Genomic DNA, 20,787 nt, shown 5'->3' on the forward strand with positions numbered 1-20,787 from the left:
GGCGGGCGGCTCCGTCCGGGGTCAGCTCGCCAGGAGTTCCACGCCCGCGCCGTCGCCGAAGGTGAGGCGGCAGGTGTCGGCGCGGTAGGTGGCCACCGCCACGGCGATCGTGTGGCCGGCCGCGGTGTAGCAGGTGGTGACCACGAGGACGGGGGCGCCGGGCAGCCGGTCCAGGGCCTTGGCCTGGTCGGCCCGGGCGGAGCCCAGCTCGACCGACTGCTCGCGGCCCCCGAGTTCCACGCGCCGCAGCTCTCGGAGGATCGCGCGGACGCGGGCGGCGCCGGGCGGGGTGTCGAGGGCGCTGAGGCCGGGGACGGACGCGGGCGGGACGTAGAGGAGCTCGGCGGCGATCGGCTGGCCGTGGCCGACGCGGCTGCGGCGCACGGTGTGCACCAGGGCGCCGGGCTGGATCTCCAGCAGCCGGGCGATCTCGGCGGGCGGGGCGGCCTCGGTGCTGTCGACGGGCTGCCAGGCCGCGTCGTCCGCGTCCTCCCAGCTGTGGGCGCGCTCGCCGACCGCGACGCCCATGCGGGGCGGGGCGACGGTGGTGCCGACACCGCGGCGGCGCTGCAACCTGCCCTCCAGCTCGAGCTGTTCGAGGGCCTGCCGGAGGGTGGCGCGGGCCACGCCGAAGCGGGCCGCGAGCTCACGCTCGTTGGGCAGGATCTCACCGACCGCGAACTCCGAGTCGAGCGCGTCGGTGAGCACGGTTTTCAGATGCCAGTACTTGGGCTCCGGCACCGTGTCGAGCTGCGTGGTCCCCACCCTGTCCTCCGCAACAGTCTGTGCGCCGCGACATGCGCGCTGCGATATACGTGTTTCTTTATTAAAGGTTGTTGCAGTATCTATGGCGACGATAGGACGGCGCCCCGGGTTGGTCAAGACCAATCGAGGCGCCGCCTAGGATGCCGCCATGAGCCCACAGTCCTATCTCTCCGAACTCTTCTCGCTGGACGGCCGGGTCGCCGTGGTGACCGGGGGCAGCTCCGGCATCGGCCGTGCCATCACCGGGGCCCTGGCGCGCGCGGGCGCGAGCGTCGTGGTGGTGGCGCGCAGGGAGGCGGAGCTGGCCGCCACGGTCGAGGAGCTGACAGGGCAGGGCTGCCGGGCGGCCTGGGTGAGCGCCGACCTGGGCACCCGCGACGCCGTCCGGGCGGCGGCCGAGGAGGCGGCCGCGGTGTTCGGGGAGCCCGACATCCTGGTCAACAGCGCCGGGGTCAATCTGCGGCCCCCGATGGGCGAGTTGGGCGAGGAAGTGTGGGACACCACGATGGCGGTGAACCTGGAGGCGCCCTATCTGCTGGGGCAGCGGTTCGGCCCGGGGATGGCCGAGCGGGGCTTCGGGCGGATCATCCACGTCACCTCCCAGCAGGCGCACCGGGCGTTTGTGCAGAGCGGCGCGTACGGGGTCTCCAAGGGGGCGCTGGAGTCGCTGGCCCGGTCACAGGCCGAGGCGTGGTCGCCGTACGGCGTCACCTGCAACACCCTGGTCCCGGGGTTCGTGATGACGCCGCTCAACGTACGGCTGTCGTCCGACCCCGAGAAGGTGGCGGCGCTGGCCGCGCGCACGATGGTCGGGCGCAACGGCCTGGCCGAGGACTTCGAGGGCGCCGCGGTGTTCCTGGCGAGCCGCGCCTCCGCCTATGTCACCGGGCAGGCGGTCTTCGTCGACGGCGGGCTCTCCGTTCACTGACCCCCGGCGCCGGGCAACCGCCCCGTCAGGTGGGTCAGCTTGTCGGGGTTGCGCATGATGTAGACGGCCTGGACGCGGCCCTCGGCGACATCGAGGGTGAGGGCCGTGTCGGGGCGGCCGGCCGAGATGAGCACCAGCGCGGGCCCGCCGTTGAGCTCGGTGACGACGAACTCCGGGTACTGGGCGACTTCCTGGCGGACCCCCATCACGAAGCGGGCGATCTTGCCCGCCGTCTCCAGGACGCGCAGCGGCGCCTTGGCCTTCCCGCCGCTGTCGCTGATCAGTCGGGCGTCCGGCGCCAGCAGGGCGAGCAGGCCGTCGAGGTCCCCGCTCCGGGCGGCGGCCAGAAAACGCTCCGTCAGGTCGCGGCGCTGCTCCGGGTCCACCTCGAACCGCGGCTTGCGCTCGTCCACATGACGCCGCGCCCGCCCGGCCATCTGCCGCACCGCCGCCTCCGTGCGCTCCAGGGCGGCGGCGATCTCCCCGTACGGGAAGCCGAAGGCCTCGCGCAGCACGAACACCGCGCGCTCCAGCGGCGAGAGCGACTCCAGGACCACGAGCACGGCCAGCGAGACGGACTCGGTGAGCACGGCCAGCTCGGCGGTGTCCGGGGCGGTGTGGCCGAAGTCGGTGGCGATCGGCTCGGGCAGCCATGGGCCGACGTACGCCTCGTGGCGGGCCTGGGCCTGCCGCAGCCGGTCGATGGCGAGCCGGGTGGTGATCCGTACGAGATAGCCGCGGGGGTCGCGCACCGGCTCGCGGTCGGCGCCGGACCAGCGCAGCCACGCCTCCTGGACGACGTCCTCCGCGTCCGCCGCCCGGCCCAGCATCCGGTAGGCGACGCCGGTCAGCGTGGAGCGGTGCTCTTCGAAGACGTCCGTCGCGGTATCTGCGGTGGTCACGCGGCTCATCATCCCATCCGGCCGAGGCCGGTCGTCCGGCGGCCCGGCGGGCACCGCACCGCCCCGATCCGCCCTGTCGGCGCCATCCGCGCCCGGCCCTGGCGGCGTTCAGCCGGGGCCGTGGTCGCCGGGGCCCGGCTGCTCCGCCCCCCCGGCCGCGGCTGTGTCCCCGTGCTCGACGACCCCGCGCTCGTCGCCTCCGTGATCGTGGACGGCAGCCGCTGACCGGCCGCTCGCCGTGCCCAGCACGCCCGAGCCCAGGGCCACCCCCAGCCCGACCAGAAGGCTGCCGCCCGCCTGCGCCGGGCCGTATCCGCCGGTGCCGACGAGCGGTGCGGTCGCGGCGGCGGAGACGGGGATGAGCCCCGAGAAGAGGGTGGCCCGCTCGGCGCCGATCCGCTGGACGCCGACGTACCAGCACACGAAGCCGACGACGGTGACCACCACCGCCTGCCACAGCAGCGCCGCCGCCTCCCCGCCGTCCGGTGTCCGCAGCCATCCGCCGCCGTCGAGCACCAGGCCGAGCAGCGCGGACTCCACGGCGGCCAGGCCGCAGGCCGCGGCGGACAGCAGCCGCGGTCCGAGCGGCCGCAGCACGGGGACGGCCAGGATGGCGAAGCCCACCTCGCCCACGAGCGCCCCCAGCGACCACAGCAGCCCCGCCGTGTCCGTACGCCCCCACCCCTGCACGACGAACGCGCCCGCGGCGACCGACAGCGCCCCCGCGACCACCGCCGGGGCCGGGCGCCGCCCGTCGAGCGCGGGCGCGATCACGGCGACGGCCACGGGCGCGCAGCCGACGAACACCCCGGGCACCGCGGGTTCCGCGGTGCCCTCCGCCGCCAGCACGGCCAGGTTGAACCCCACCATCCCGACGGCCGCGAGCGCGGCCAGCCGCCCCCACTGGCGCCCGCTCAGCGCCCGCAGCGGAGCCCGCACCGGCCCGCCGCGCGCGGCGAGCGGCAGGAGCAGGAGGCAGGCGAGGCCGTAGCGCAGCGCCTGGCCGCCCGCGAGCGGGTAGTCGCCCAGGACGCTGTTGGCGGTGAACGAGGCGCCGACCAGGCAGCACGCCACGGCCGCGAGCAGCGCCCCGAGCCGCGCGGTGGCAGCAGTAGCAGCGGTGGGCTCGGCCGGTGCCGCGCCCTCCGGAAGATCACTTCGTCTCATGGCGCCGACGCTAGGCAGCCGACCGGTACCCCTTAAGGTCCAATCCGATGGCTGATTCCCGGACCACTTCCCGGACCCCCTCCCGGACCACTTCCCAGACCTCTTCCTGGACCGCCGCGTGGGAGCTGCTGCTCCCCACCGCGGCCGCGCCGCCCCGTAAGCGCGGGCGGACGCTTCAGTCCGCGCTGCGCGAGGCGGTGCGCTCCGGCCGGATCGCCGCCGGGACCCGGCTGCCGTCCAGCCGGGAGCTGGCGGCCGACCTGGGGGTCTCGCGCGGCCTGGTGACCGACGCGTACGAGCAGCTGACGGCCGAGGGATACCTCAACAGCAGCCGGGGCTCGGGCACATGGGTGAGCGGGGCGGCGCGGGCCACAGCAGCACGGGAGCACCGGCGCCCCGCCGCCGACGCCCCCGGGACCGGCTTTCTGCCCGGCACCCCCGATCTGTCACTGTTTCCGCGCGCCGCGTGGTCGGCGGCGCACCGCCGGGTTCTGGCGCGCCTTCCGCACAGCGGGCTCGGGTATCCGGATCCGCGCGGGCTGCCGGAGTTGCGGGCGGCCGTGGCGGGGCTGCTCACCCGCCGCCGCGGGGTGGTGGCGGACCCGGAGTCCGTGGTGATCTGCTCGGGTGTGGCGCAGGCCATGACGTTGCTGGGCTTCACGCTGGCCGGTCTTGGCCACCGGGCCGTGGCGGTGGAGGATCCGGGCAGCCCCGAGAACACCGCGCTGCTCTCGGCGGCGGGCCTGACGGCCGTGCCCGTGCCGCTGGACGCCGAGGGGACCTCCCCCGCCGCGCTGGCCGCCTCGGGCGCGCGGGCCGCCCAGCTGACTCCGTGCCATCAGTTCCCTTCGGGCCTCGCGTATTCGGCGCGGCGCCGCCTCGAACTGCTGGAGTGGGCGCGGGCTGTCGACGGGCTGTTGCTGGAGGACGACTACGACGGCGACTTCCGCTACGACCGGGCGCCGGTCGGCGCGCTCCAGGGCCTGGACCCGGCGCGGGTCGCCTACGCCGGGTCGGTCAGCAAGTCGCTCGCCCCGGGGCTGCGGCTGGGCTGGCTGGTGGTCCCCGAGCACCTCGTGGACCTGGTCGTGGAGCGCAAGCGGACCATGGATCTGGGCAACCCGGCGCTGGACCAGGCGCTGCTGGCCGAGTTCATCGAACGCGGCGACTACGACCGGCAGTTGCGGCGCTGTCAGCGCGCCTACCGGGAGCGGCGCGACGCGCTGGTCGCGGCGCTGGCGGAGCACTTCCCGGGCACGGAGGTGACCGGGATCGCGGCCGGGCTGCACATCATCGCGCGGCTGCCGCGGCGGTACGGGCCCGAGGCACGCTTCCTGGAGCGCGCGGCGGAGGCGGGGGTGGCGCTGCGCCCGCTCGCCGACTTCGCCCGGCGGCCCGCCGCCACCCCCGCCCACTCGCCCGACGAGAACGCCGAGGGCGACGGGGACGCCGGGGGCGCCGGCCAGGTGCGTCTGGTGATGGGCTACGCCCACCTCTCCCCCGCCCGGATCGCCCGGGCCGTGGCGTTGATCGCCGAGGCCCGGGCCCCGGGCCTTCCCGGCACCCCGCGGTGAGTTGTTCACTGTCCGTTCGAACGCGAGGCATCTGGCACCGATAGCAACAGGACCGCACAGCGGTTCCATGAGCAACGGGAGGTTCGGCATGGCGCGGGAATCCGACAGAGGAATTGGGCGGCGGCAGGTACTGCGGGGATCGGCGGCGGCGTCCGCCGGGCTGGCGCTGCCGGCGCTGGCGTCGTCAGTGGCGTCCGCCGCGCCCGCGCAGGCGCTGTCCGGGCGGCCGAGCGCCCAGTGGGGCGTCCAGGTGGGCGATGTGACCACGTCCTCGGGCCTGGTGTGGGTGCGCTCGGACCGTCCGGCCCGGATGGTCGTCGAGACGTCCGCGACCGAGTCGTTCGCGAAGGCGCGGCGCTGGCGCGGCCCGGTGCTCGGAGCCGGCAGTGACTTCACCGGCACCACCCCGCTGCACGGGCTGCCCGCGGGCACCCAGGTGCACTACCGGGTGCTGCTCGCCGACCCGGACGACCCGCGCCGCACCGGCGAGCCGGTGTACGGGACGTTCCGCACCGCGCCGGCCCGCCGCCAGGGCCTGCGGTTCGTGTGGTCGGGCGACCTGGCGGGGCAGGGCTGGGGCATCAACCCGGAGCTCGGCGGCTACCGGATCTTCGAGGAGATGCGGCGGCTGGACCCGGACTTCTTCCTGTGCAGCGGTGACAACATCTACGCCGACGGCCCGATGACGCAGAGCGTGACGCTGCCCGACGGCCGCACCTGGCGGAACCTGGTCACCGAGGAGAAGTCCAAGGTCGCCGAGACGCTCGACGAGTACCGGGGCAACTTCCGCTACAACCTCCTCGACGCCAATCTGCGCCGCTTCAACGCCCAGGTGCCCACCATCATCCAGTGGGACGACCACGAGGTGCTCAACAACTGGTACCCGGGCGAGATCCTCACCGACGACCGCTACACCGAGAAGAACGTGAACGTGCTGGCGGCGCGGTCGCGGCAGGCGTTCAGCGAGTACTTCCCCATCTCCACGATGCGGTCGGACGCCCAGAACCGGGTGTACCGGGTGCTGCGGCACGGCCCGCTGCTCGACGTCTTCGTGCTGGACTGCCGTACGTACCGGAACGCCAACTCCCCGGACCGGCAGCCCGACGACGCCGAGGGCATCCTCGGCGCCGAGCAGCTGGCGTGGCTCAAGCGGGAGCTGTCGGCGTCGCGCGCGGTGTGGAAGGTGATCGCCTGCGACATGCCGCTCGGCCTGGTGGTCCCGGACGGGGCGACGGACTTCGAGGCGGTCGCGCAGGGCGACCCGGGCGCGCCGCTCGGCCGTGAACTCCAGATCGCGGAGCTGCTGCGGCACATCAAGCACCGGAAGATCACCGGCACGGTGTGGCTGACGGCGGACGTCCACTACACCAGCGCCCAGCACTACGACCCGTCGCGGGCGGCGTTCAAGGACTTCGCCCCGTTCTGGGAGTTCGTCTCCGGGCCGCTGAACGCGGGCTCCTTCCCGGCGGTGAAGCTGGACGGCACCTTCGGGCCGGAGCAGCCCTTCGTCAAGGCGCCGACCAGGGCGAACGTCTCGCCGGCCGAGGGCTTCCAGTTCTTCGGCGAGGTGGACATCGACGGGCACAGCGGCGAGCTGACGGTGCGGCTGCGCGAGGTGGGCGGCACGGTGCTGTTCACCAAGGTGCTCCAGCCCGGGCGCGTCGGTCAGTGACGTGCGGGGCCGGGCTCGTACCGTACGGGCATGTCCACGACCGGCCCCGCATCCCGTCTGACCTACCCGGAGACGGGCGCCACGCGGCAGTGGCCGCTGCCCGACGGCTACAGCCATCTCCGGGTGTCCGTCCCGGTGGGCCGCGGCCCCGACGCGTTCGGGGCCGCGGGCCGGGCCGTGATGGACTGGCGCATGCACCGGGCGGTGGGCGTGTCGGTGCGCTGCTGGGAGCCGACCGCCGTGGCGGGTCTGCCGGTGGTGATCGGCCTTGGAGTGGGGCGGCTGCGGCTGCGCGCGCCGTGCCAGGTGGTGTGGACGGTGGCGGAGGAGACGCGGACCGGCTTCGCCTACGGGACGCTGCCCGGGCACCCGGAGCGTGGCGAGGAGTCGTTCGTGGTCAGCCTGGAGCGGGACGGGACCGTGGTGCTCACGGTGACCGCGTTCAGCCGTCCGGCGGTCTGGTACGCGCGGGCCGCCGGGCCGCTGGTGCCGCTGTTCCAGCGGGCGTACGCGCGGCGCTGCGGGGCCGTGCTGCGGCGGCTGGCCACCGCGTGAGAACCTGAACCCCACCGCATGGGAGCCTGATTGGCGCGGCATGAGACCCTGAGTGGCGGCGGCGAGTCTTGACAGGCTCCGCCTTTCAACCGCTCCATTCCAGACAAAAACGGTTTCGGGTCGCAAATACCCTCTTAACCCATCGGTCACAATGCGTTCGTGATCGCGCAACACCCCTCCGCAAGGGTGTACGCATGACCGACGCGACCCCTCACGACCACACCCGGCGCCCCCACAGCTGGCGGCGCGATCTGGTAGAGCTGGCCGCCCGGTGGTCACGGCGCCACGGCAACGGCCCTGTCACGGACGGCACTGACGGTACGGACAGCACGGACGGTACGAACGGCGCTCACAGCACAAACGGCGGAACCGGCGCGCGGAGCGCCGAGACCACCCTGTGGCGGATGCGGACGACCGTGCGGGACGAGCCGGGCACCCTGGCCGCGCTGTGCATGGCGCTCGCCCACCACGAGGTCGACATCCTGTCGCTCCAGACCCACCCGCTGGCCGACGGCACCGTCGACGAGTTCCTGCTGCGCGCCCCCGCCGGCCTGCCGCCCTCCGAGCTCACCGGCGCCGTCACCACCGGGGGCGGCCGCGACACCTGGCTCGAGCGGGCCGACGCCCACGACCTGGTGGACGCGCCGACCCGGATCCTGTCCCTGGCCACCCGCACCGCCCTGGACGCCGCCGAACTCCCCCTCGCGCTGCGCGGGCTGCTCGGCCGCTGCACCATCCGGTCGGTGCCCGCCAAGTCCCTCGGCAGGCATCCCGTGGCCGGGGCGGACGGCGTCCCGCCGGTCGAGGGCGTGCTGGAGGAGACCGTGATGCGGCTGCGGGACCCGTCCGGCGGCGCGATCACCGTCGAGCGCGCCTATCTCCCCTTCACCCCGACCGAGTTCGCGCGCGCCCGCGCCCTGGTCGAGCTGGACACCCGGCTGGGCCCGCGGGTGCCCCGCCGCCACGATGTGCTGACGCTGCCCGAGGGCAACGAGATCACCGTGCGCCGCGCCGACACCCGCGACCTGGACGCGGCGCGCGCCATGCACCAGCGGTGCTCGGCCGCGACGCTCGCCCGGCGCTACCACGGCCCGGCCGACGACGCCGACCGCTATCTGACCCATCTGCTGAGCCCGCGCTTCGGCCGCACCCTCGCCGCGTACACCGCCTCCGGACGGCTGGTCGCCCTCGGCCATCTGCTGTGGGACGGGGACGAGACCGAGATCGCGCTGCTCGTCGAGGACGAGTGGCAGCGGCGGGGCATCGGCGGCGAGCTGCTCCGGCGGCTGGTCGCGATGGCCGCGGAGGCGGGGGGCGGATGCGTCTACGCCGTCACCCAGTCGGCCAACACCGGCATGGTCGCGGCGATGCGCGCGCTGGAGCTGCCGCTGGACTACCAGATCGAGGAGGGCACGCTCGTCATCACCGCCCGGCTCTCACCCGCGGTGACCACCTCGGGCGCGTAGCGGGCGGGGACGCGGGCCGGTCCGGCACGAGATGATCTCGGTCAGGTACGTCACGTCCAATGCCCGTGACGCGACACCTCCCGCCGTACGAGGATGGCCGCATGTCCGACACCAATGACGCATCCCTGCCCCGCCAGGTGGCCGACGCCTACGTCGACGCCCTCATCGCACTCGATCCGATCACCGGCACCTACCTGGGGGTGCCCGAGAGCGCCCGGCGCCTGCCGGACTACTCCCCCGCGGGGCGGGAGGCGCTCGCGAGCCTCGCCCGCACCACCCTGGACCGGCTCGCCGAGGCCGAGACGCGGCCCGGTGCGGACAGCGACAGCGAGCGGCGCTGCGCCCGGCTGCTGCGGGAGCGGCTGACCGCCGAACTCGCCGTGCACGAGGCTCACGAGCAGCTGCGGGCCGTCAGCAACCTCCACTCCCCGCTCCACGAGGTGCGCGGCGTCTTCACCGTGATGCCGACCGAGACCGAGGACGACTGGGCGGCGGTCGCCGCGCGGCTGCGCGCCGTGCCGGCCGCCCTGGAGGGATACCGCGCCTCGCTCGCCGAGGGGCTGCGCCGGGAGCTGCCCGCGGGCCCCCGGCAGGTGACCACGGTCGTCGGCCAGCTCGGCGAATGGATCGGCGCCGACGGCACGGCGCAGCCCCTCGGCGAGGGAGGCTGGTTCGCCGACTTCGCGTCCGGCGGCCCCGACGCGCTGCGCACCGAGCTGGACGGGGCCGCGATCGAGGCCACCGCCGCCCTCGCCGCGCTCCGCGACTGGCTGCGCGATGTGTACGGACCGGCGGTCCAGGACGCCCCCGATGTCGTCGGGCGCGAGCGCTACCGCACCTGGGCGCGCATGTGGAACGGCACGGACCTCGACCTGGACGAGGCGTACGCCTACGGCTGGTCCGAATACCACCGGCTGCACGCCGAGATGCGCACCGAGGCGGAGAAGATCCTCCCCGGCGCCACCCCCTGGGAGGCGCTGCGCCACCTCGACGAGCACGGCGAGGCCATCGAGGGCGTCGAGGAGACCCGCGTCTGGCTCCAGCAGCTCATGGACCAGGCCATCGAGGCGCTGGACGGCACCCACTTCGACCTGGCCGAGCGGGTCAAGCGGGTCGAGTCGATGATCGCGCCGCCGGGCGGCGCGGCGGCGCCGTACTACACCCAGCCGTCGGTGGACTTCTCCCGCCCCGGCCGGACCTGGCTGCCCACCATGGGCGAGACCCGCTTCCCCGTCTACGACCTGGTATCCACCTGGTACCACGAGGGTGTGCCCGGCCACCATCTCCAGCTCGCGCAGTGGGCGCATGTGGCCGACCGGCTCTCCCGCTACCAGGCCACGGTCGGCATGGTCAGCGCCAACGCGGAGGGCTGGGCGCTGTACGCGGAGCGGCTGATGGACGAGCTGGGCTTCCTGACCGACTCCGAGCGGCGCCTGGGCTATCTCGACGCGCAGATGATGCGCGCGGTGCGCGTGATCATCGACATCGGTATGCACCTGGAGCTGGAGATCCCCGCCGACTCCCCGTTCCACCCCGGGGAGCGCTGGACGCCGGAGCTGGCGCAGGAGTTCTTCGGCAAGCACAGCGGCCGGCCCGCGGACTTCGTCGAGAGCGAGCTGGTGCGCTACCTGGGCATGCCGGGCCAGGCCATCGGCTACAAGCTGGGCGAGCGCGCCTGGCTGGCCGGGCGCGAGGCGGCCCGCAAGGCCCACGGCGACGCCTTCGACGCCAAGTCCTGGCACATGGCGGCCCTTTCGCAGGGCTCACTGGGCCTGGACGATCTGGTGGCCGAGCTCTCGGCGATCTGACGGGCACTCCGGGACCGGCCCCGCGACGGGGCCGGTCCCGGCGAGGTCGGTCCCGGCCCGCCCCGTTGGGGCCGCCCCGCCGCTCCTGGGGACGCGTCAGGGGCGGCGGCCCGCCCCCGCCGTGGCCCCGGCCGTACGGTGGCGCACCGCCGATCCGTCCCGGCCCTTCACCACCTCAAGCCGCACCGGTATGCGCTGCCGCAGATCGGCGACATGGCTGACGATGCCGACCGTACGGTCCCGCTCGCGCAGCGAGTCCAGTACGTCCAGGACCTCGTCGAGGGTCTGCTCGTCCAGGCTGCCGAAGCCCTCGTCGATGAACAGGGTGTCCAGCCGGGTGCCGCCCGCCTCGTCCGTCACCACGTCGGCGAGGCCGAGGGCGAGCGAGAGCGACACGAAGAAGGTCTCGCCGCCGGAGAGGGTGGCGGTGTCGCGCTCGCTGCCCGTCCAGGCGTCGATGACATGCAGGCCCAGGCCCGACCTGCCACGGCCGCCCGTCCGGGCATCGGAGTGCACCAGCGTGTAGCGCCCGGCTGACATGTGCCGCAGCCGCGCGCTGGCCGCGGCCGCGACCTGTTCGAGCCGCGCGGCCAGGACATACGCCTCCAGGCGCATCTTCCGCTCGTTCTCGGCGGAGGTGCCCGCGGCGAGTGTGGCCAGCCGGGCCAGGCGGTCGTGCTCGTCGCGCAGGGGGGCGAGCCGCCGCGCGTCGGCGACGGCCTGGGCGGAGAGTTTGTCCAGCTCCTGGCAGCGGGTACGGGCCGCCGCGTCCCGCGCCGACGCCTCGCGCAGCGCCCGGGTGGCCGCCTCGGCCGCCGCGTCGGCGGCGGTGGGGTCGGCGGGCGGCTCCTGCGCGGCCGCGGCCAGTTGCGGGTCGGCCAGCTCCGCCGCGACGGCCGCGGACTCCGTCTGCCACTGGTCCAGGCGGTGCCGCAGCCCGCGCTGGTCCGCCGCGGGCAGGACGGCGCGGGCCGCGGCGTGCGGCGTCTCGAAGCCCGCGCGGCGCGCGGCGTCCGCGAGCCGCGCCTCCGCCTCCGCCAGCCGCCGCGCGGCGGCCTCCGCCCCGCGGGCCGCCTCGGCGGCCCCGGCCAGCAGCCCCGCGTGGCGCTCCAGCCGCGCGGCGCGCTCGGCCACGGTGGCGGCTCCGCCGCGGGCCCGCTCCAGGTCCGCCAGCAGCGCGGCCCGCTCCCGCACCAGGGCCTCGCGGTGCGAGGTGCGCCCCGCGGCGCGGCGCTCGGCCTCCTGCTTCTGGGCCAGGCGCCGCTCGTGCTCCTCCTCGGCGTGGGCCAGGGCCTCGCGCGCGGCGTGGCCGTCGGCCCCGGCCCCGCGCGCCTCGGTCAGCGCGGTCTCCACGTCGGCCACGGCCCGGTCCAGTTCCTCCGCCGTGCCGCCGCCCGCGGCGGCCTCCGCGCCCGCCAGAGCCTCCCGCAGCGACTGCCGCCCCCGCTCGTCCTCTTCCCGCCCGGCCTCGGCCCGCCGGTAGGCCGCCAGCGCGGCCTCCTCCGCCGTACGGTCCACATGGCCCGCGCCCGGGCGCGCGGGGCGCGGGTGTTCGGTCGCCCCGCACACCGCGCACGGCTCGCCGCCGCGCAGCCCCGCCGCGAGCTCGGCGGCGATGCCGCGCAGCCGCCGGTCCTTCAGGTCCAGCCATGTCTCGTGTGCCGCGGCGGCCTCCTCGCGGGAGCGCAGCAGGCGCTGGTCCGCCTCGGCCGCCTGCCCGGCGACCAGATCCCGCCGCCGGGCCGCCTCGAGCCGCTGCCGGGCCGGGGCGAGCTGCCCCGCGAGCTGCTCGGCCCGAGTGACCGCCTCCTGCGCGGCCTCGACGCGCCGCGTATGCGCCTGGCGCGCCGTCTCCCACCCGGCGAGCCACTGCCCGGCCTCCTCGATCGCCTCCTCGTCGGCACGCGCCTGCCGGTCGAGCCGCGCGACCTCGTCGGCCGCCTCCCCCGCCCGCCGCTCGGCCCGCCACGCCGCGCCCAGCGACCCCAACTCCTCCCGCAGCCGCCGCTCCTCAGCGGCCAGCCACCCGGCGTCGCCGCGCGCGAGGTCCGGTACGCCCGGCGTCCCACCACGCTCCCCGGAGCCCTGCTCCGGCACCGCGAGCGCTCCGCACGTAGCGGCCGCGCCCGGCCGCCCGGAGTCACCGCCCGCCGCGCCCGGCGCGCCGGCGAGCCCTCCGGCCTCCGTCGGCACGCCCTCCGCCGCCTGAAGCCCGTGGGCCCGCGGCGGCACACCCGGCGTTCGCTCCTCGTCGGCCGACGGCGCGACGTCCGCGCCCGCAAGCCCCGACGTGCCGGCGCCGGCCCGGGCCGTCTGGCCGGACCCCGCGTCGGCCTGCCCGTGGGCGGGCCGCGCCACACCTTGCGGCCCGCCGCCGTCAGCCGCCGGACCCGGCTCGTGGGCGCGCCACCGGGCCCCCGGCTCCGTCAGCACCCGCTGCCCGGACTCGTCACCCGCCGCGGCGCGCGGCCCCGGGAGTCCGATTCCGCCGGGCGCGGGGGTGTCCACCGAGGCCGTCCGCCGAAGCTCCAGGCCGGGCTCCGCCGCGAGGCGGGTGCGGGCGGTGCGGTCGGTGGCCGTGGCGGTGGTGTGGTCGCGTTCGGCGGCCGCGTGGAGGTCCAGGGCGGGGGCGACGGCATCGGCCGCGCGGGCCCGCTCCAGCCGCTCGCGGGTCAGGTCGTGCTCGGGGCGCTGCTGTTCGAGTGCGTCGGCGCGGTGCCGTGCGTCGGCGTGGCGGCGCTGGAGGCGGGCGCGCTCGCGTTCGGCGTCGGCCGCTCGCCGGGCGGCCCGGTGGGCGGTCTCGGTGGCGTGGAGCGCGGCGAGCGCGATGTCCTGTCGCTCGCGGGCGGTCGTACGGGCGACGGCGGCCCACTCCAGGACGGCGCCGGCCAGCCCCGGCTCGCCGGGGGCGAGGTGGGGCAGCTGCTGCGCATCGAGGGCGGGCCCCGCGGCCTGTGCCATGCGGTGGGCCAGGGCGAGCAGCCGTTCGTCACCGCCGACGACCTGTTTCTCCGCGGCGCGCCGCAGCTCGGCGAGGCGCTCCTCGACGGCGGCGAAGCGGCCCGTGTCGAAGAGCTTGCCGAGCAGCTTGCCGCGGGCCAGTTCGTCGGCGCGCAGGAAGCGGGCGAAGTCGCCCTGGGGCAACAGCACCACCTGGCAGAACTGCTCCTTGCTCATGCCGAGCAGCTGGCTGATCTCCTCGCCGATCTCCTGGTGCGAGCGGCTGAGCGCCTTCCACTCCCCGGCCCCGGGGAGGTGTTCGCGCAGCCGGCTCTGCGCCTTCTCGCGCGTGGTGCCGGCGCCGCGCTTCTTGGGGCGGGGCTGCTCGGGGCGGCGGGTGATCTCCAGGCGCCGTCCGCCGGCGGTGAGTTCGAGGACGACCTCGGTGAGGGTGTGCGGGTCGGCGTGGTCGCTGCGCAGGGACAGCCCGCTGCCCTGCCGGGCGCCGGGCACCTGCCCGTACAGGCCGTAGCAGACGGCGTCCAGCACGGATGTCTTGCCCGCGCCGGTCGGCCCGTGCAGCAGGAAGAGCCCGGCGGACGACAGCTCGTCGAAGTCGACCTCCTGGGTGGTGCCGAAGGGCCCGAAGGCGGTCATGGCGAGGCGGTGCAGCCTCATTCCGCCGCCTCCCCCACGGTCCGTACGGTGTCCAGCGCGGCGCCGAGCACCGCGCGCTCGGCCTCGTCGAGGCCGCGTCCGCCGCGCACATGGGCCACGAAGTCCTCCGCGATCTGCCGGTCGGTGCGGCCGCGCAGCCGCTGTGCGTAGGAGGCGAGCGGGTCCTCGGGGGCCCGCTCGGGGTCGAACACCAGGCTCAGCAGGTGAGGGAAGCGCCGCGCCAGGCGGGGCATCGGCTCGTGGGGGCGCGCGGGGTCGGTGAGGGTCGCCTCGACCCAGGCGTCCTCGTGCCGGGCCAGGTCGGGGTCGCCGATCAGCTCCTCGATCCGGCCCCGGATCCGGGCCAGCGGCCTGGGCACCGGGCAGTCGACGCGCTCGGCGGCCACGGCGCCGCCGGGGCCGAGGTCGACGAGCCACATGGACTTGCGGTGCCGCGCCTCGGAGAAGGAGTAGGCGAGCGGCGAGCCGGAGTAGCGGATCCGCTCGGTGATGGACTGGCAGCCGTGGAGATGTCCGAGCGCCGCGTAGTCGACGCCGTCGAAGATCTCGGCGGGGACGGAGTCGACGCCGCCGACGGTGATGTCGCGCTCGCTGTCGCTGGGCGCGCCGCCGGTGACGAAGGCGTGGGCGAGGACGACCGAGCGGGTGCCGGGCGCCCGGGTGGCGAGGTCGGCGCGCACCCGGTCCATGGCGGCGCGCAGCACCGCGGTGTGCCCGGCCGCCTCCGCGCCCAGCGCCTCCCGAACGAGCGCGGGCTCGAGGTACGGCAGGCCGTAGAACGCGACGTCGCCGTGGTCATCGGCCAGGACGACCGGGGTGGCGCACCCCGCGGGGTCGGTGCGCAGATGGATTCCGGCCCGCTCGATCAGCCCGGCGCCGACGCCGAGCCGCCGGGCCGAGTCATGGTTGCCGGAGATCATCACGGTCGGCACGCCGAGGCCGGCGAGGCGGTGCAGGGCGTCGTCGAAGAGCTCGACGGCGGCGAGCGGCGGCACCGCCCGGTCGTAGACGTCGCCCGCGACGAGCACGGCGTCGACCCGCTGCTCGCGCACGGTCTCGACCAGGTGGTCGATGAACCGCCGCTGCTCGGAGAGCAGGTTCACCCGGTGGAAGGACCGCCCCAGGTGCCAGTCCGATGTGTGCAGAAATCTCACAGCCCGGCCCCGCCCCGCACGCTCGTTCACCTTCCCGTCGCCGACTCCCCGCCGCCGGCTCTCCGTTCCGGGCACGAGTACGGCCCTACGCTATCTCCCGCCGGTGCCCCGCGCGGCACGGACCTCGGTTTTCCCGGCGCACGCGGGCCGCCCCCGCGCCGGGCGTCAGCCGGGCGGGTACTCCTCCGGGAGCGGTGCCCGGGCCCGGGAGCGCCGGCGCTCCTCGGAGGCGCCGAATTCCGCGAAATTCGCCCGTGCCTCGGTCAGCGTGACGCGATTGGGGCCGCCGATGTATTCGTCGGCGTTGTGGTCGTCCTGCCCGGTGTCCTCCCACCAGCAGACCGGACAGATTTCGTACCACCCTCTGGCCTCGAGTGTGAGAAATCCGCAGCAGGGGCAGGCGACCTTGTCCGTCGCCACTTTCTCGTTCTCTCTCGCCATGTCCGTCACTCTTCCACGCCTGGCGTGTTCTGGTCCCAGTACTTCTGGGCCCAGGCGTTCGAGCTCTTCCCGCCGCGGTCGATGGAGCTGTCGAAGTACGTGATGATCTTTCCTGTACTCCGGTCCTTCACACCGTATTCGTGGGTCTCCGGATCCCAGCGATAGACCTTGCCCTCGATGAGACTGTCCTTTTCCCGTACACCGGCCCGGCGCTCGCCCGCCATGAGGTCGTGGGCGCCTTCCGCGTAATCCTCCAGCCGATAGTAGCCGAGGTCCTGACCGTGATCGACGAAGTGCCGGTTCAGCCCGGCCGGGCTGGTCCAGCTCTTCTGGGGATCCGGCTCGTTCGGGTAATCCGGTGTCAGGCCGAGGACATCGGTCGCGGCGAAGGGATTGTGGACGTACGTGACCGGGTTGGGGGCCGGGGCCAGCCCCAGGGGGTCGGGGCCGGTGTAGCGGGCGGTCTCGGGGTCGTAATAGCGGTGGAAGTTGTAGTGCAGACCGCTTTCCGGGTCGTGGTACTGCCCCGGGAAGCGCAGCGGGGTGTAGGCCGTGCTGCCGCGGGCCCAGGTCGTGCTGCCCCACAGGGTGGTACGGGTGCGCCAGGCGATCTGCCCCGACTCGTCGACGAGTTCGGAGGGGGTGCCCACCAGGTCGGTGACGATGGCGAAGAAACGCCGGTCGATCTCGCGCTGCCCGGTGGCGTCGGTGATGCGCTCGGACTGGGCGAGCGGTCGGATCCCGTCGTGGTCCCAGGTCAGGTTCACCAGGTCGGTGCGGCCGGGGACCGTGGTGGTCTGCTCGACGAGGATCGCGCCGTCCCAGGTGAAGTCGGTCCGCTCGACCACCGTCTCGCCGTCCGCCGCCAGCCGCTGCTTGGCGGTACGGCGGCCGAGGGGGTCGTAGAGATAGCGCCACACCGTGCCGTCGGGGGTGGTCACGGACGTCAGATGGTCCTCGGCGTCCCACGCGTAGCGCCAGGTGTCCGGCTTCTTCGACAGCCGGTCCTTCTGCCGCAGGGTGACCCGGCCCGCCGCGTCGTGTTCGTAGCGGACCCGGCCCGCCCGGGTGAGGCGGGTGCCGGTGTACGCGCGCTCGCCCGCCGCCTCCGAGCCAGGGTGCCTGGCGGGCCACGTGGCGTGGGTCTGATTGCCCGCCTCGTCATAGGCGTAGGTCTCGCTCCACCGCCTGGCGTGCACCGCGGTGACCCGGCCCATCGCGTCCAGCTCGAAGGACCGGTGGCCGCGCAACTGGTCCTCCACGCCGACCAGATGACCGTCGGCCCGGTAGCTGTACGCGCGGCGCTGCACCGTTCCCGCGGTCGGGCCGGCCAGGGACTGCTCGGCCAGGCGACCCGCCGGGTCCCAGAGGTGGGACAGGGAGAGCTCGTCCCCGATGTGGCGGGTGACCTCGCGCCCCGCGGCGTCGTATTCAAAGGCAAGGGTGTGGCCGGAGGCGGTGAGGGTGGTGCGGTGGCCCGCCGCGTCGTACGCGGAGGTGGTGGTGGCGCCACTGGGGGTGGTGCGGCGGGTACGGCGGCCCAGGGCGTCGTACGCGTACGTCAGCACGCGGTCGCCCACCAGCTCGGACTTCACCCGGCCGACCCGGTCGCGCCGGAAGACGATCTCCGCGTCCGGGCCGGCGGCCGAGACCAGGTGTCCGGCGGCGTCGTAGCCGTAGGTGGTGGTGTGTCCGTCGGTGTCCTTGGCGATGATGCGGCCGAGCACATCCCGTCGGAAGGCGATGCTCTGCCCGGTCGGGGTGGTGCGTGAGACCAACTGGCCGGCCGCGTCGTGCTCATAGCCCGTCGTGCGGTCGTCGAAGTCGGTCTCGGACACCAGCCGGCCCGCCGGGTCGTACTCATAGGCCCAGGTCAGCCCCTGCGGGTTGGTGACCTTGGTCAGGCGCAGCTCGGCGTCGTGCTCGAACGCGTAGCGGGTGCCGTCGGGCTGGGTCCGGGCGGCCAGGAGGTCGAAGTGGGTGTACTCGTAGGTGGTCACCCCGCCCGCCGCGTCGACGTGGTCGGTGCAGTTGCCCTCGCCGTCGTAGGTCCACACCTCCTCGGTGTGGTCCGGGCGGATGCGGCGCAGCATCTTGCCCTCGACCGACCACTCCAGCCGAGTGGTCGCGCCGAGGGGGTCGATGATGGTGACCGGGCGGCCGAGCGCGTCGCGTTCGTAGCCGGTGGTCGCGCCGAGCGCGTCGGTGATCTCCACCGGCAGGCCGGCCGCGTCACAGCGCACCTGGGAGGTCTCGCCCAGGGCGTTGGTGACCGAGGTGAGCCGGCCCAGCTCGTCGTAGCGGTAACGGGTGGTGGCCCCGGTGGGGTCGGTGTCGGCGGTGCGGTTGCCGCGCTCGTCGTACTCCTTCGTCCTGGTGGACCCGTCGACCTCCGTGATCGAGACGGGCAGGCCCAGGTCGTTGTACACGGCGCTGGACCGCCCGCCGTCGGGGTAGGTGACGGCCACCAGCCGGCCGTGCCCGTCGTAGGCGTAGCCGATCCGGCGGCCGAGAGCGTCGGTGTGGGCCAGCATCCGGCCATGGCGGTCGTGCTCGGTGTGGGTGCGGGCGCCCATCTGGTCGATCCGGCCGACGACCTGGCACGCGTCGTTGACCAGGTGCTTCATCGTGTGGCCTGCGGCCGTGGTGACGGTGGTGATGCGGTGGCCGGTGCGCTGGTCGACACCGTGGTAGTCGACCCGGATGGAGACATGGCCTTCGGTGCCGCCCTCGGCGATGCAGCGGTGGCGGTTGTCGTAGACGTAGTCGTAGCGGCGGTCGTTGGTGTCCGTCCAAGAGATCACCCGGCGCTCGTCGTCGTACTCGAACCGCAGCGGCAGACCGGAGGAGTTCACGACCTCGGTGAGGTTGCCGTCGGTGTAGCCATAGCGCACCAGCGTCAGATCCGAGCCGTCGGACGCGGCGCCGGACAGGCACAGGGCGGTGATCCGGCCGTCCTCGGTGGTGAACTTCAGGTGGTAGCCCGCCGAGTGGACGATGTCCGTGGGCGTGCCGTCGGGGGCGTGGTGGAAGGCGATCCGGTTGCCGTTGCGGTCGCGGATCTCCTCGATCGGCGCGATCCCGTCGGCACCGTCCCTAGGAGCGGTGAAGAGGTAGGTGAGGCCGGCGTCGGTGTCGGTGACGGTGTACGCGTCCCCCTCCGGCGAGCGCTCCAACGGCCAGCGCGCGACCCCCGCCTTCGGCAGGGTGGGCAGGTCGGGCGCGGGGTGCGGGTAGTCGAGCAGCCGCCCGTCCTCGCAGACGAAGACCACGCCCTCCGGGCCGATCTCCAGGTGCTGGTCGGCCGTGCTCGCCCACGACGGGCCGAACCACCGGCCCGCCGTGTAGCCCGACTCCACCTGACGCCGGAACACCAGCGGCAGCACGCCGGGCAGGGCGACATCCCGCTGCGGCAGGAACATCCGGCCCGTGGCGAAGTCGATCGGGTCCGAACCTTCCTTCTCCTTCTTCCGGTTGGGCGTCGACGGTCCCTCAGGACCGTTCTCGTTCAGATGGGCGCGGCCGGGCGGCTTCACCTCCGCCGCCCGCCTGCCGAGCCCCATGGCCTTCTTGACACCACCCAGGCCCTTGGTGCCGATCAGCTCCGGCACCAGCCGGCCGATCCCCTCACCCGGGTCCTTCTGGAAGGTGTCCCACATGCCGCCCAACGTCCCCCACGGGTCGTTGGCCACACGCACCAGGCCGGCGGCCGTGTTGTTGAGACTGGTGACGTACTCGGCGGGGTGGGTGATGTTGTACGGATCCAGGGGGTTGAGCTGCCGGGCGAAGCTGGCGATGCCGACGGTCCCCTTGACGATGCCGCCCACCAAGTGCGACGCGTCCAGGTTCAGCCCGTCCACACCGTCCATCAGCTGCCTGGCGTACGAGGGCTTGGCCGGCGCCTTGTCACGCGCCGTCTCCACCGCCGCCTTCGCCGTTGTCTGCGCCTCGTTCCGCTGCCGCCGCGCCTCCTTCAGAATGTCCTGCGCGGCCTGCACATCCGCCGTCCCCGGGTCATGGAACTCCCCCGGCTTCTCCGGCAGCGTCGACTTGTCACGCTTGTCCGCGGGCTTCGCGTTGTACGCGTCCACCGCCGTGTTGTACGCCGACACCTTGTCGTTGTGCGCCGATCGCGCATCATCCGACGCCTTCTTGCCCTTCTTATAACGCGCGATCGCGGTCTCGGCCTGCTTCTGCGCCCACTCCACCGTCCCCGCGAAGCTGTCCAGCGCCCCGGCCGCCTTCTCGCACGCGTCCGCCGCCGTGAACCACTTCTTCGGCTCGACCGACACACTCTCCCGAAAAGCATCCGCCGACTTGCCCTTGAGATGAGCCGCGTCCAGCCCCTGCAACCCCTTGCCCACATTGTCGAACGCGGTCTGGAAATCCCTCAGATGACCCGCCGTGGTCCGCAGCTTGTCCGGACTGCCGTGCACCAGCTTCTTCGGATCCTCGGACTCACCCAACTGCATCTCGTCGACATCCGCGCCCAGCGCGTTCGCCGCCGAATCGGTCTTGTCCCGGACCCAGTCCGCACCGCTCTCCCAGCCGACATCATCCAGCCGGTCCGCCGTCCAGTCCCCGGCGACGTCGATGGCCTCACCGACGTCCTCCACCCGGTCCTCGACCCAGTCCTCCAACGAGTCCGGAACGAAATCCCCAAGCCCCATGGACGCTTATCCCCCGATCAGCGTGGATGTGCCAGCCGCCTTGCCGTGGCTGTCGTACTGCTGTGCC

Annotated in this window: 13 protein-coding genes; 6 read left to right on the top strand and 7 right to left on the bottom strand. The window is 74.3% G+C overall.

Annotated elements, in window-relative coordinates:
• Nucleotides 1–21: 21 nt before the first annotated feature.
• A complete protein-coding gene (locus ABTY62_RS30670; protein WP_352132667.1) occupies nucleotides 22–765 on the bottom strand; it encodes a GntR family transcriptional regulator in 744 nt (247 codons plus the stop codon).
• Between the two features lie 148 nt (nucleotides 766–913).
• Here ABTY62_RS30670 and ABTY62_RS30675 point away from each other — a divergent pair, with 148 nt between their 5' ends.
• Nucleotides 914–1,693 (top strand): SDR family NAD(P)-dependent oxidoreductase, encoded by a 780-nt coding sequence (locus ABTY62_RS30675; RefSeq protein ID WP_352132668.1) that lies wholly within the window; start codon nucleotides 914–916, stop codon nucleotides 1,691–1,693.
• Here the strand turns inward: ABTY62_RS30675 and ABTY62_RS30680 are convergent.
• A complete protein-coding gene (locus ABTY62_RS30680) occupies nucleotides 1,687–2,595 on the bottom strand; it encodes an RNA polymerase sigma-70 factor (protein ID WP_352132669.1) in 909 nt (302 codons plus the stop codon). The two genes, ABTY62_RS30675 and ABTY62_RS30680, sit on opposite strands and share 7 nt — an antisense overlap.
• Before the next feature lie 108 nt (nucleotides 2,596–2,703).
• Nucleotides 2,704–3,762 carry a DMT family transporter gene (locus ABTY62_RS30685; protein WP_352132670.1) on the bottom strand — a complete coding sequence of 353 codons (1,059 nt, stop codon included), beginning with the start codon at nucleotides 3,760–3,762 and terminating at the stop codon, nucleotides 2,704–2,706.
• Between the two features lie 47 nt (nucleotides 3,763–3,809).
• On the opposite strand from ABTY62_RS30685, the gene pdxR reads away from it, so the two are divergent.
• The 5 genes from pdxR (at nucleotide 3,810) to ABTY62_RS30710 (ending at nucleotide 10,837) form a co-directional block, all read left to right on the top strand.
• Nucleotides 3,810–5,336, top strand: a complete 1,527-nt coding sequence (gene pdxR / locus ABTY62_RS30690; RefSeq protein WP_352132671.1) for a MocR-like pyridoxine biosynthesis transcription factor PdxR — start codon at nucleotides 3,810–3,812, stop codon at nucleotides 5,334–5,336.
• 67 nt (nucleotides 5,337–5,403) lie between these two features.
• A complete protein-coding gene (locus ABTY62_RS30695; RefSeq protein WP_502997550.1) occupies nucleotides 5,404–7,008 on the top strand; it encodes an alkaline phosphatase D family protein in 1,605 nt (534 codons plus the stop codon).
• 30 nt (nucleotides 7,009–7,038) lie between these two features.
• Entirely contained in the window at nucleotides 7,039–7,563 is a 525-nt protein-coding gene (locus tag ABTY62_RS30700) for a DUF1990 domain-containing protein (RefSeq protein WP_352132672.1), read from the top strand.
• Nucleotides 7,564–7,757: 194 nt separating this feature from the next.
• Entirely contained in the window at nucleotides 7,758–9,029 is a 1,272-nt protein-coding gene (locus ABTY62_RS30705) for a GNAT family N-acetyltransferase (RefSeq protein WP_352132673.1), read from the top strand.
• A gap of 101 nt (nucleotides 9,030–9,130) precedes the next feature.
• A complete protein-coding gene (locus ABTY62_RS30710) occupies nucleotides 9,131–10,837 on the top strand; it encodes a DUF885 domain-containing protein (RefSeq protein ID WP_352132674.1) in 1,707 nt (568 codons plus the stop codon).
• 96 nt (nucleotides 10,838–10,933) lie between these two features.
• On the opposite strand, the gene ABTY62_RS30715 is transcribed toward ABTY62_RS30710, so the two are convergent.
• From ABTY62_RS30715 to ABTY62_RS30730, 4 genes are all read right to left on the bottom strand, one after another.
• Nucleotides 10,934–14,455 carry an AAA family ATPase gene (locus ABTY62_RS30715; RefSeq protein WP_352132675.1) on the bottom strand — a complete coding sequence of 1,174 codons (3,522 nt, stop codon included), beginning with the start codon at nucleotides 14,453–14,455 and terminating at the stop codon, nucleotides 10,934–10,936.
• Nucleotides 14,452–15,609: an exonuclease SbcCD subunit D gene (locus tag ABTY62_RS30720; protein ID WP_352132676.1), complete on the bottom strand. Its 1,158-nt coding sequence runs from the start codon at nucleotides 15,607–15,609 to the stop codon at nucleotides 14,452–14,454. Before ABTY62_RS30720 ends, ABTY62_RS30715 begins: the two co-directional genes overlap by 4 nt.
• Before the next feature lie 165 nt (nucleotides 15,610–15,774).
• Nucleotides 15,775–16,050: a CPCC family cysteine-rich protein gene (locus ABTY62_RS30725; protein WP_352132677.1), complete on the bottom strand. Its 276-nt coding sequence runs from the start codon at nucleotides 16,048–16,050 to the stop codon at nucleotides 15,775–15,777.
• A gap of 5 nt (nucleotides 16,051–16,055) precedes the next feature.
• On the bottom strand, nucleotides 16,056–20,720 hold the full coding sequence (locus ABTY62_RS30730; protein WP_352132678.1) for a putative T7SS-secreted protein: 4,665 nt from the start codon (nucleotides 20,718–20,720) through the stop codon (nucleotides 16,056–16,058).
• Nucleotides 20,721–20,787 lie beyond the last annotated feature (67 nt).

Source organism: Streptomyces sp. NPDC097640, from assembly GCF_040302705.1.
GTDB lineage: Bacteria > Actinomycetota > Actinomycetes > Streptomycetales > Streptomycetaceae > Streptomyces.